The 12361-nt window shown below is 43.6% G+C and carries 11 protein-coding genes and 1 riboswitch; of the genes, 2 read left to right on the forward strand and 9 right to left on the reverse strand.

What is annotated here, in order from left to right; genetic code table 11:
• Positions 1-26 precede the first annotated feature (26 nt).
• A riboswitch (purine riboswitch) is annotated at positions 27-124 on the reverse strand.
• Positions 125-206: 82 nt separating this feature from the next.
• The 4 genes from A5867_RS11195 to A5867_RS11210 are packed head-to-tail and all read right to left on the reverse strand — an operon-like array spanning position 207 to position 3053.
• Positions 207-884 carry a hypothetical protein gene (locus tag A5867_RS11195; protein ID WP_010749577.1) on the reverse strand — a complete coding sequence of 226 codons (678 nt, stop codon included), beginning with the start codon at positions 882-884 and terminating at the stop codon, positions 207-209.
• A 20-nt stretch (positions 885-904) separates the two neighbouring features.
• The gene (locus A5867_RS11200) at positions 905-1510 is read right to left on the reverse strand and encodes a glycoside hydrolase family 73 protein (protein ID WP_005229997.1); all 606 of its coding nucleotides are present in this window, start codon (positions 1508-1510) and stop codon (positions 905-907) included.
• Positions 1507-2517, reverse strand: a complete 1011-nt coding sequence (locus A5867_RS11205; protein ID WP_087628176.1) for a M15 family metallopeptidase — start codon at positions 2515-2517, stop codon at positions 1507-1509. The genes A5867_RS11200 and A5867_RS11205 overlap by 4 nt, the downstream gene beginning before the upstream one ends.
• Positions 2518-2549: 32 nt before the next feature.
• Positions 2550-3053, reverse strand: coding sequence for a hypothetical protein (locus tag A5867_RS11210; RefSeq protein ID WP_005229993.1), 504 nt, complete (start codon positions 3051-3053; stop codon positions 2550-2552).
• A gap of 123 nt (positions 3054-3176) precedes the next feature.
• On the opposite strand from A5867_RS11210, the gene A5867_RS11215 reads away from it, so the two are divergent.
• The gene (locus A5867_RS11215; protein WP_087627621.1) at positions 3177-4133 is read left to right on the forward strand and encodes a Gfo/Idh/MocA family oxidoreductase; all 957 of its coding nucleotides are present in this window, start codon (positions 3177-3179) and stop codon (positions 4131-4133) included.
• 32 nt (positions 4134-4165) lie between these two features.
• On the opposite strand, the gene A5867_RS11220 is transcribed toward A5867_RS11215, so the two are convergent.
• Positions 4166-5128, reverse strand: a complete 963-nt coding sequence (locus A5867_RS11220) for an aromatic acid exporter family protein (RefSeq protein ID WP_087627622.1) — start codon at positions 5126-5128, stop codon at positions 4166-4168.
• Between the two features lie 98 nt (positions 5129-5226).
• Between A5867_RS11220 and A5867_RS11225 the strand changes: the two genes are divergently transcribed.
• Positions 5227-5826, forward strand: a complete 600-nt coding sequence (locus tag A5867_RS11225) for an aromatic acid exporter family protein (protein ID WP_005231932.1) — start codon at positions 5227-5229, stop codon at positions 5824-5826.
• A gap of 44 nt (positions 5827-5870) precedes the next feature.
• Here A5867_RS11225 and A5867_RS11230 read toward each other — a convergent pair whose 3' ends face one another.
• The 4 genes from A5867_RS11230 to nagA all read right to left on the reverse strand — a co-directional run bounded on the left by A5867_RS11230 (position 5871) and on the right by nagA (position 12298).
• Entirely contained in the window at positions 5871-9293 is a 3423-nt protein-coding gene (locus tag A5867_RS11230) for an FtsX-like permease family protein (protein WP_087627623.1), read from the reverse strand.
• Positions 9294-9995, reverse strand: coding sequence for an ABC transporter ATP-binding protein (locus tag A5867_RS11235; protein ID WP_087627624.1), 702 nt, complete (start codon positions 9993-9995; stop codon positions 9294-9296).
• Positions 9996-10190: 195 nt separating this feature from the next.
• A complete protein-coding gene (locus tag A5867_RS11240; RefSeq protein WP_087627625.1) occupies positions 10191-11030 on the reverse strand; it encodes an SDR family oxidoreductase in 840 nt (279 codons plus the stop codon).
• Positions 11031-11152: 122 nt separating this feature from the next.
• A complete protein-coding gene (nagA, locus tag A5867_RS11245; RefSeq protein WP_087627626.1) occupies positions 11153-12298 on the reverse strand; it encodes an N-acetylglucosamine-6-phosphate deacetylase in 1146 nt (381 codons plus the stop codon).
• Between the last annotated feature and the right edge of the window lie 63 nt (positions 12299-12361).

Below are 12361 nucleotides of genomic sequence, written 5' to 3' on the forward strand. Positions count from 1 at the left end.
TTTTGCCAAAGCAAAAAAAGTGTCTAACAGGCACGATTTTTACTTATAGTCCGATATTTACGGTATCGGGTAGAGACTGTCGACCATATTTCGACGATATACAAGTAATTTTTAAATGATAGATTCGATTATGCCTGTCTTTGATTAAAAACACAAGCATGGAATGCCCTTTATAAATAAAAATATTCTCATTTGTGGATCATTTCCTACTCTGGCTTCTCCATATCGCGATAGTGTTCCATCTTTTTACTGAAAAGCTCCCCATTGGACGGCGGCGTGTAGGTGATGGCATTAGCGCCTGCTTCAATCGTTTCTAAGATGCTTTCATCGGTTGGTCCACCGGTTGCGATGATCGGCAGCTTCGGATATTTTTTACGGAAGAAAGCCACGGTATCTGCTGTGTCCTTGCCAGCACTGATATTGATGACTTTCACACCAGCTTCAAGCTTGGCATCAATTTCGGTATACTTACTCGTTACGGTACTGATAACGGGAATATCTACAACTTTACAGACTTGCTCCACAGTTTTCAGTGGCGTTGGTCCGTTTAAGACGACCCCGATCGACCCTTGGGCTTCAGCAAACATGCTCATATAAGACGAGCGAAATCCTTGGGTCAAGCCCCCGCCGACACCAGAAAACACTGGAATGTCCGCTGCTTCGATGATTGCTTTCGTAATTGCTGGGTGTGGTGTAAAGGGATAGACCGCAATCACAGCATCCGCATTTGTATTACGGATGATCGCAATATCCGTTGTGAAAATAATGGAGCGGATTTGTTTTCCAAATATTTGAATACCGCTAGCCTCTCGAATAACTTTAGGCACTTTCACGATATCTTTACGCAAATCAGTGGTGATTTTTGGCATATATTTTTCTTCCATAAGCAGCCAACTCTCTTTTCTTATTGATCAAATCGATTCAATTGGTAGGTTTCAATTACTTGAATGATTTTGCTGGCATAATCCGGATCTGTTGCATACCCTGCATCTTGTAATGCTTGTGCGGCACTGCGGTAGTCGTTTGCTGTCAAGACATTTACATAAAGTGCAGGATTCCAATCCACACCATTTACAAACAACATCGTATGATCATCCATTGATTCTTCCCAAGTATCATAGACACGAAAATCTCCTTGAATCGTGACCCATTCTCCATTATAAAACTCTTGGGTATCTAATGTCACCTTTTTTGAATGGCCAAACGACTTAATTCCAAATAAATTATTGTATTCACTGGCTAGAGAACTTTGACCCCAATCTGATTCAAGGATTGCCTGTCCAATAATGATACTTGGTAAAATCCCGTAGCCCTTTTGCAGTTCTTGTGCGTAAGGAGCGATGCGATCAATAAATTCTTCATGGGAGATGGCTTCCGTGTTTGTTTCTTCCTCTTTTGGAAGGGGGTCTGCCAAACTATTCAAGGAAAAAATAAAAGCAATCCCAATCAAGAATAACCCTAGAAAGACTAATGGGAAACGAGTCTTCTGTTTTTTTCGTCTTGCGCTCATTTTTTCACTTCCTTTGTCTGACTAAACACATTTTCAGAAAACAAATTGCCTCCATTCAGCAACAACTCATCTTGTGGAAGCTCACTGCTTTCCTGACTTTTAGCAAGAGACCCCTCATAGATCCAGTCCTCTGCCAAAGGATCTTCCCATTCGTGAGAGGACAGTTCTGCTTCTTTTCGAGCGATGTGTTCTTTTGCTTCTTCCAGAAACTCTTCAAAGGTCAACTCCTGCTCCTCAATGTAGGTTGCCACTTCAACCCCTACATATCGTAGATGCCAAGGCTCATAATCGATTTGCGTAATAGCATGTTTTCCTTTCGGGTAACGGATGATAAACCCATACTCCCTTGCATGAGCTTGTAGCCATTTTCCACCCTCAGTATCACCGAACCCCTCATTGAGCAGTTCTCCTGTATGATTTTGATACCAATCCTGATCCACAACATCAACAGCAAGCCCAGTATGGTGTTCGCTATAGCCAGGCTCAGTAAAGGTCAGTTTCGTGATCCGAATTGCTTCTTCTTTTGTATGACCTTGACTCATTAGGGTGTTGACATTGGCATTGAATATCTCCTCTTGATACGCGACTGAACGGTAGGCAGAGACCATCACCAAAGGATATCCTGCAGCTTTTGCGGCATCTGCCAGCTTTTCATAAGCTGAAACGATGCGTTGATCGACGAGATAGCCATTCGACAATTTCCCTAAATCTTTTTGGGCAATTTCGCTTTTGATTTTATTGTTTGGGCCTACCAAAACCAGTGACCAATCATCCAATGAAACAGTTGGAAAATCCTCTTCGTTCACTTCATCACTAGCACTTGCTTGTTCTTGTGACTCTTGCGTGTTCCCATTTGGGTCTTTTTCATTTGTTTCTGTTGTTTCACCCGTTGTTGCTTGATCTGTTGAACGAGCGATACTTGCACTCTTTGTTGGGGTGACTGCGGTCACTCGGTTCACTTGAATGGTTAAAAGAACCATAAACAAGAAGCCCGCCGCCGCAGCCATTCCATAATACTTTTTCAAAAAATATCCTACCTTTAGTTGTAAGTTTCTTCCAGATTTTCTTTGACCCACTCCAACAGTTCGATTTTTTCATTGCGAATTTGCTGCTGAACAAAAGCGGGCAATCGGAAGTTTAGTATATCATCATAACCCCACTCATCATACGTAATACTGACTCTCAAATCAAGGTATTGGGCTGTTTCTTCAGATTCTGTTAACAATTCGACTTTCGCTAAATCGCTTGCTAACCACGTTCTGGCGATTTGAGTCTTCATTTTTTTGAACTCGACGACCGCTTGATTGCGTTTTTCTGGATAAATGACGGTTTGCCGAATGATTTTTTGGATCAACATCCATTCATAATCTGAAAACAGCAGCTTCACTTTCTGATTTTCAGCAGGTGACAGACTCATTGTGCCATTTTTCCATGCCTCCCATTGCTCCTCGGTGATGCCTAATTGTGTTTCATAAAACTGTTTTTCTGATGCGTATTGCTCGATGATGGTATTTAAAATAATTGCAATTGATACATTATGCATATGTTATCCCTCCTCTTCTATATTTTACTGAAAGTCAGCCGTAATGGAAACTTTTTGCGATTGTTTTTGATTATTTTAAAGAATTGATTTCTTTTGTTATACTAAATACGAAGGAGATGATCAATGATGAAAAAATACCGTTGGGGAATGATTGGCCTCGGAGATATCGCAACGCAATTTGCTGCTGGCTTTTCTAATGAAGCAAGTGAACTATATGGGGTCAGTGCCCGGAGTTTCCCTAAAGTCCAAGCATTTGCTGAGAAACACTCTATTCCCCATGCCTATGAAAGCACAGATGCCATGTTAGAAGATCCGCAAATCGATATTGTTTATATTGCAGTACCTAATGATCTTCATCATGAATTTATTATGAAAGCTCTGATGGCAGGAAAACATGTCCTCTGCGAAAAAGCCATCACCACCAGTGCCGATGAGCTAGCGGAAGAACTAGCCTTAGCCAAAGAAAAAAACCTAATCTTAGAAGAAGCAATGACGATTTTCAATATGCCGGTTTATGCTCGGTTGAAAGAAGAGATCGATGCCGGACGCTTAGGAAAATTAAAAATGATCCAAGCACCATTTGGCAGCTACAAAGATCCAGACCCAAGCAATCGTTTCTTCAATCCAGATTTAGGTGGCGGTGCTTTATTGGATATCGGTACGTATGCTGTTTCATTTGCCCGCTTTTTCATGACGGATACACCAGAAGTGACGTTTAGCAGCATGAAGCCCTTCTCTACAGGTGTGGATGAACAATCAGTCACGATCCTACAAAATCCAGCCGATGAAATGGCTAGTGTCACACTGACTTTTCAAGCGAAAATGCCTAAAACCGGTATCGTCGCTTTCGAAGAAGGATACATTACCGTAGATGAATACCCTCGTGCGGACAAAGCCGTGATCCATTTCCGAGATGGAACAAATGAAGTGATTGAAGCTGGCGAAAGTAGTCAAGCCCTTAATTATGAAATTGCCAATATAATCAAAGCCATCGTTGGCGAGATCGCAGGATCGATCCATTTGACCACCGATGTCATTGACGTTCTTGATCAAATGCAAGCTTTTTGGGAACAGCAGTAAAATGAAAAAGACTCCTTTTTAGGAGTCTTTTTTTAGTGTGCCATTGTTTGCATTTGATCAGAAAAATCGGCTTTGATTTCAATAAAACTTTTAAAGGTTTGCAGAAACTGAAACAGCTGAGCGCGATTTTCAAACTCTGCTCTTGTTTGGGGCAATGGCTTTTGTCGATAATCTTCATAAAGCGCAGCAATTTTTGCCAAGATCTCTTTCCCATCGTTATTTTCGTGAAAGGACTCGGCAGTAAAGGATAGCAACTCTTGAAACGCATTTGTATAGGCTTCTTCTACCCAAAACAACTGCAATAAGTCAACCATTTCTAAGAGTAAGCGTGCCTGACTTTGGCGCATGGTAAAGTACTCTTCATAATAGGAGGCTTCTCCTCGCCATTGATTTTCACTATGCACCATTGCTTGTTGTTTGCCTTGCTTGATATCCCCCAAAAGCGTTTGGCAGACCTGGGGAAGCGTCGCCTTTTCTTTTTCAGTTAAGGCAATCGACATGTCTTTTAAAAGATTTTTAAACGTTTCTTCCACTACTTGCTGTCTTTCTTTCAATGCTCGTTCGCCATCTGGCATATATAAATTGAACAAAAGTGCAAAGCCAATGCCAATACTCATCAATAAAAAAGCATTCCCAATCAGTGGCCAATCAAACGAACGTTCCATCATATAATGGGTCACCAAGACAGAATTGACGACGATCCCATCGGTCAAATTGAAATAGACAGCGGTTGGGATAAAGAGAAAGAGAAAAAGAACAAATCCTATCGGCCCAAAGCCTAATAAATGGAAGCTGACAAAAGCTAAGAGCGTAGCGATCGCCAAAGAGATCAAACGCCCGATTCCCGTAAAAAGTGACGTTTTCTTTGTATTACCGACGCTTAAAATGGCGATGATCCCTGCGGCTGGCGCATACAAAAGACCGATCTGTTGTGCCAGAAACATTGATAAACCAGCAGCAATCGCCGTTTTCACGGTCCTCATTCCGATTTTCATTTTTGTCACCTCCTGTGAAAAGTATACTAAATTGTGAGGAATAAGACTAGAATTTCTCAACTGCTTTGGGTATGATTAAGTAAAGGGGGCATTTGACCATGAAACTGGGGCGTTTTCGCTTGGGTATGCGAACGATAAAAACAGCCATTGCTGTCATGCTTTGTATTCTGCTCTTTCATTTTCTTGATCGTGGCCAACCATTGATTGCTGCCTTGTCGGCTGTGTTTTCTTTGCGACAAGACCTGACCACAACGATCTCTTTTGGTAAGTCACGGGTATTAGGAAATACGATCGGCGGCGGTACAGCCATTTTTTACTTTTTGACGAAGCAATATTTTCAAAATGACTTTCTGATCGAATTGTTTGTCTTGCCAGCGCTAGTCATTTTTGTCATCGTTTTTTCAGATGGCATCAATAACAATTCTGGCATTATCTCTGCTATTGCGACGATGCTTTTGATCACTTCCAGTGTCCCTCAAGGGGAATCGATCATCTTCGCCTTAGACCGTGTATTGGACACCTTTATCGGCACGTTAGTTGCCCTATCGATCAATTTCGTCATTCGACCACCTGAGGAAGAGAAAAAGGATGAGATCCAAGAAGATCTGGTGGTGCTGAGGCAAAAAGAGCTTGAACTAAAAGCCATGCTAGAAGAAGTCCAAGGTGAGATTTCCGAACAAGAAAAACAAGAAAAATAAAAACAGCCTTTTTCCAGAATCATTCTGAGAAAAGGCTGTTTTTGTTACTCATTGGCTTTCAGTGCATCGATCATATTGACATGTTTCAGTTTGAAATACATTGCGATCCCTACCACGCTTGAAAATAAGCAGGTCAATCCAGCGGCATACACATAGCTCATTGGTTCGACTGTCGGTGAAAACATGGCGATATCGACTTCGATGGTCTGTAAGACAAATTGATGCTGAAGCACCCCTAATAATAAACCAAATGCAATGCCGAAGATCGTCAGAAAGATATTTTCACGAAAGACGTACATGGTCACTTCTCGATCATAAAAGCCCAATACTTTGATGGTCGACAACTCGCGAATGCGTTCCGCTATATTGATGTTGTTCAAGTTGTACAACACGATAAAGGCTAATGCCCCCGCAGACGAGATCAAGATCCAGATGACGATGTTCAAGGTTGCTGTCGTGTCATCTAAGGCATCCGCTGAAGCTGAGAGGAAGGAAACATTGATGACATTGTCTTGTGCCATCAAATCAGCCGCGATCGCTTCTTCCTCCGATTTCGTCAAACGCTGACTGAATTTCAATAACTCACTGTTGTAAGAAGGGGCAGCCTGAAAGATCTTTTGATACGCATCTGGGGTCAAATAAGCAAAATGCCCTGTGTAGTTTTCTGCGATTGCAGCCACATTCAGTTCAAATGCTTCGCCGCTTTCATTCGTCAACGTTATCGTATCACCCACCGATAATCCAAACAACTTAGCAAGCTTTTCATTGATGATGGCGCCCTCTCCTTCTAGCTCGTAAGCTTCTCCTGAAACCCGATCATTCAAGTGGACAAATCTCGATAAAGCCGCAGGATCTTCTGGCACGGTGACGGTTACTTCTTGCTGCGTGACCCCCGATTGAGCCAACGTCAGACTTTCCGTATGCAAGAATAACCCTGCTTCAAAGCCTTCAATATCTTCTGCGGCGGCTTTTGTTTCACTCATTGCTTCAGAATCCTCATCATCAAAGGTGATCACCGCCTGATACTGCCAGATTTTCTCAAACTGTAAAGGAATGATATTGCTGATGGAATCTCTTAGACCAAATCCAGTCAAGATCATGGAGGTACATCCCGCGATCCCTAAGATGGTCATGAGCATTCTGGACTTGTAGCGAAACAGGTTTCGCATTGTAACTTTTTGAATAAAACTTAAGTGCCGCCATATAACGGTGATTTTTTCTAAGAGAATTCGTTTTCCTGTTTTGGGTGCCTTTGGTCGTAACAATGAAGCCGATGACTGTCTTAAATCAAAACGTAAAACCAGCAGCGCGATACCGATGGTGCAAAGCAAGCTGACTCCCACAGCAATCAATGAAAGCCGCAAATACCATGGGGTGTCATACTCCGTGAGATTGTAAAGCGGTCCATAAGCTTGAATGATGATTGCTGGAAAAAAGGAAAAGCCGACCGCTAGACCCAATACAGCACCTGTGATGCCTGCTGCAGAGGAATAAAGCAAAAATTTCTGTCCAATCTCCCAGTTACGATAGCCTAATGCTTTCAATGTACCGATCTCACTACGTTTTTCATCGATCATCCGCGTCATGGTGGTTAGACTGACTAACGCTGCAATCAAAAAGAAGATAACTGGGAAAATCGTCGCTAACGAAGAAACCCGTTCCGCATTGTCTTGGTACTCTGAATAACCAGGATTCGCATCGCGGTTCGCGACACGATAAACTGCCGGTTTTAGATCCAATAATTCCTGCTCTTTTTCAGCAACTTCTTTTTTGGCATCTTCAAGTTTTTCGCGTTCTTTTGGTGCTTTTTCTTTAAATTCGTCAAGCATTTCTTGAAGGGTTGCTTCGTTTTCTCGATATTCTTGCCAACCAGCAGCTAATAAAGACTGACCCTTGGCTTTTTCAGAAGCTAAGGTCTCACGAGCGTCGCTCAGCTGCGTCTCTCCTTGGGTGATCTGGGTCTGCGCTTGTGCCAATTCTTGGCGCCCAGCTCTGATTTGGCTCCAGCCAGCATTGACTTGCTGTTGTGCCTGCTGAAGTTGCGCTTCTTGGTCATTGATCGCAGCCATTTGCCCAAGTAATTGCGCACGTTGTTGCTCACCTTCGGCAATGAGTGGACGCAATGTATCTTCAGCTGCCGTCAGCATAGTAGCAATCATCGTTTCATCGATTTCCTCCAGATCAGGAATCGGACCAAGGACATCTGTCGGCAGGTTCAACTGTGCCAGAGCGGCGGTTACTTGTGCATAGACGGTAGGCAGCTGGGCCATTTGCTCCTCTGCAGAAAGTTGACCCACACTTCTGATTTGATCCATGCCTTGGTATGCCAGCGCCAGTTGCTCCTCTACCTGCTGGATGCCCTTTTGTAGTTCAGGTCTTTGTGCCAAAACGGGTGCCAACTGAGCTTGGGCTGACTGTACTTGGGCTTCTTGCTGAATCAATGCTTGTTCATTTTGATCTAGCAGGCGTTGATTTTCGATCAATGCCTGTTTCCCCTCAGCTAATTTTTGCGCTTCTCCATTCAATTGCTCTTGGGCAGTTTGAATCTCTGTCTGAAAAGCTGCTTCTTGTTCCGTCAACTCCTGATGCGCCTGCGCCAATTTCTCTGTTGCGTCGTCAAGTTCCGCTTGCGCTTGCTGCAATGCTTCTTCGCCATCACGGATCTGTTCTTTGGCCTCATCAATGGCTGGTTGCGCTTCATCGATCAACTCTTGCCGCCGTCCTTGTGCCCGCGGAGCCAACCGTTCTTCTACTTCATCACTTACTTGATCCCTTTTTGTCTGATATGCTTCTGAATAGCTAGCCACTTGCGATAGCTCATCAAAACGAACTAACAATCTAGCATACGCAGTTTCTTTAAAATCTTCTTCTGGAATTACTGCAAAGTAATCGACCGTCCCATTCCCAACGGTACTATTGCCTCGATGAAAATTCTCAATAAATTCGGGACTATTGACAAAGCCAACGATCGTGTAAGTGTGCGTTTCTAGCTGGTTTTCACCGCTTTCTGGCAGTTCAAAAGTTTCATCTAGTGCAAACCCACCGCTGCTTTGTGCCGCTTGATCCAAAGCAATTTCCCCTGACTTTTGCGGCAATCGACCAGAAGTCACCTGATATTGATTGACTTGCCGCTCCTTCGAAAGGGAAAAGACACGGATCACGGCACGGTGATTTTCGGCATTGATATCGGCGATCTGCTCTGCATCAACAGACGTGACACCAGGCATTTCTTCAATGATTTCCCGATCGGCAGTCGACAACCCTAAAGTTGACGCAATCGTAAAGTCAGCTAATTTCTGGCGAGCAAAATAATCTTCAGCTGCTTGTTCCATATTCGGACCAGTTGCACTGATCCCCACAAAAAAAGCGACCCCTAAAAAGATAATGCCTAATATGGACAAAAACCGCCCGGGTGCTTGCCTGATTTCACGTAAACTGGAACGTAATAATGTTTTTTTCATAGGCATTTACCAAGAAATAGAGGCAATTGGAATCGGATGAGTATTTTTTTCCATCTTGCGGACCTTTGCATCATTGATATGGATCACACGATCAGCCATGGGAGCCAATGCGCTGTTATGTGTAATGATCAAAACGGTCGTCCCAGTCTCGCGAGCCGTTTTTTCTAGAATTGCTAGAATCTGTTTCCCCGTTTCATAGTCAAGTGCCCCTGTTGGTTCATCACAAAGCAGCAATTTGGGCTTCTTCGCAATAGCACGAGCGATCGTGACTCGCTGCTGCTCGCCACCAGACAATTGCGCTGGAAAGTGATCCAAGCGATCACCAAGCCCAACTTGGGTCAAGATCTCAGCTGCATCAAGTGCCTCTGGCACGATTTGTGCTGAGAGTTCAACGTTTTCTCTGGCTGTCAAATTAGGGACCAAATTATAAAACTGAAAGACAAAACCGACATCTTTGCGGCGATAGGTCGTCAATTGTTTGGCATCAAAGCCAGCAATATCTGTTCCATCAACGATCACTTTGCCACTATCACATTGATCCATTCCACCTAATATGTTCAAAACGGTGGACTTACCAGCGCCACTAGGACCAAGGATCAGTGCGATCTCTCCTTTTTCTATGGAAAACGAAACACCATCATTAGCAGCAATGACCGTGTCGCCCATTGTGTATTTCTTCACTTCTTTCACAACTTCGATATAACTCATTATGTTCCTCCAAGAATTCCAGCACCGCATGCGCTTTCTCGCTTAATAGTGTATCATACTTATTCCTGCGAAAGAAACAGCAAAAAAGCAGCTTATTTTATCAAATTAAAAAATCTGAGACAAAATGATGCTCATTCTGTCCCAGAATCGATTTTACACTTCCATCTAATTTGATTGACAAAGAACAAAAACCAATCATTGTGCTTGGTCGGCAATTCTTCGCTGGGTTTCTTCCCAAAGTTTTTGCGCTTGCTGCCGCTCATCAAGGATCTCCGTCGGCACTGCCTGCCGATCGACAAAGTAGCGCCCGCTAATGCCAGCCACCTCGGGGCTTAGTGCCAAATATATCGCTGTATCAGACCCTTCCTCTGGTGTTTTGAAAAAAGGCGTGAGCATTTTGTAGACAAATTGACCAAATCCTGTTTGTCGGCTGACCCCTAAGCTCGTCGCCACAGCTCCTGGATGCAAGGCATTGGCAGTAACGGTCGTATTGCGCAGTTGAAACGCAAGCGCATCTGTAAATAAAATCAGGGCTTTTTTTGAGCGGCCATATTCCCGCCAAGGCAAAAAATTCGGCACATCGAAAAAGCGCTGATCCTTTTTCTTTACAAATTTGTAAGCACCAGAAGCAACATTAACGATCCTACCAGCATCCGCACGTTTTATTAACGGCAATAACTGACGGGTCAGTTCAAAATGCCCCACGTAGTTTACGCCCAGCATTTGTTCAAATCCATCCGCTGTTCGCTCTTTTTTTAAATTGACGATGCCCGCATTATTGATCAGTACATCCAATTTCTCAAAGCGGGCGTTGATTTCAGCGGCTGACTTGCATACGCTAGCCAACGACCCCAAATCACCGATCACTAGATCGATGCTTGGATTGCCTGTCTCTTCCTTCAAACGTTGCTGTGCTGCTTGCCCTCGTTCGGCAGAACGGCAATACAAAATCACATGCATCCCCAATTCTGCCAATTGTTTGGCTGTTGCAAAGCCCATGCCAGCGTTGGCACCCGTAACTAAAATCGTCTTCAATTTGCCACCTTCCCCTTCTAAGAATACCGTTTTCTATCATCATAACTGAAAACAAAAAAATCTGCTCAAAAAACAGATCAAGAGAAGCTCTCTTCTTGTTTCTTGAAGCAGATTGTTTCATTTTATGCTTGGTAACGGCAAACACCATCTAAATAAGTGGCTGCTAAATTCATTTCTTGATCCAAAACAATGAAGTCAGCTGGACGACCTTGCTTGATCATACCGCAAGCGTGGTCGATCTTGCAGCTGATCGCTGGGATCAAGCTGGCCATCATGACCGCTTCTTGAGGAGTAGCAATTCCCCACTCTACAACATTTTTCACGGCTTCTTTTAGTTTCAAGATGCTGCCAGCAAGATTGCCTGTTTCCATTCGAGCCGTGCCATCTTTTACAACTACTGGAAATTCACCTAAAATGTAATCACCGTCTGGCATACCGCCAGCCATCATACAGTCGGTGATCAAGGCCACATGGTCGTGACCAGCTTTTTCCATCAAAATCTCAGCTGCTTGAGGATGTACATGGTGGCCATCACAAATCAACTCAGAAAAAACTTCTTTTAATGAAAGTAAGGCACCAACCATTCCAGGTTCACGATGGTTTAATCCGCGCATTCCGTTGAAGGCATGAACAAAGACACTGGCACCAGCTTCTACTGCTGTTTGCGCTTCTTGTAACGTTCCGTTACTATGCCCTAGTGCAACCACTACGCCTTCTTCCGTCACTTGCGAAACAAATTCCTTCACACCTTCGCGCTCAGGAGCCAAGGCGATTTTCTTGATAATTCCACCAGAAGCTTCTTGCCATTCATGGAAGGTATCAATATCAGGATCACCAAAATAGATCGGATTTTGTGCCCCTTTATGTTCTTCAGTAAAGAACGGTCCTTCAAAGTAGATCCCTTGGATCTTCGCTCCTGTAACTTCGTCTTTGACTTTCCCAACGGTTTCAGCAACATCCCGCAACCGTTCTTTGCTAGATGTTAAAGTTGTCGGTAAGAAAGATGTCACACCACAAGACAAAAGACCTTCTGACATGGCTTTAATGCCTTCTGCATCGTTATCCATCACATCATGGTTCATAAACCCGTGGATATGAGTATCCACAAGACCCGGTGCTACCCATTTGCCTGAATAATCTTCTACGTCTGCACCAGCAGGGACTTCATCGACGATCGCGCCGAATTTTCCCTCCTTGACCTCCAAGTAACCAGGGCCATGAACCGCTGATTTCAGAAAGAATTTGTCTGCGTAAATATATTTATTCATCTTGATCGCTCCTCTATTTCTTTTCTTCCTTAAAAGTACTCTTATTTGCAGCAGAAGTCAAGA

It is taken from the genome of Enterococcus sp. 6D12_DIV0197 (assembly GCF_002174385.1).
Classification (GTDB): Bacteria; Bacillota; Bacilli; order Lactobacillales; family Enterococcaceae; genus Enterococcus_D; species Enterococcus_D casseliflavus.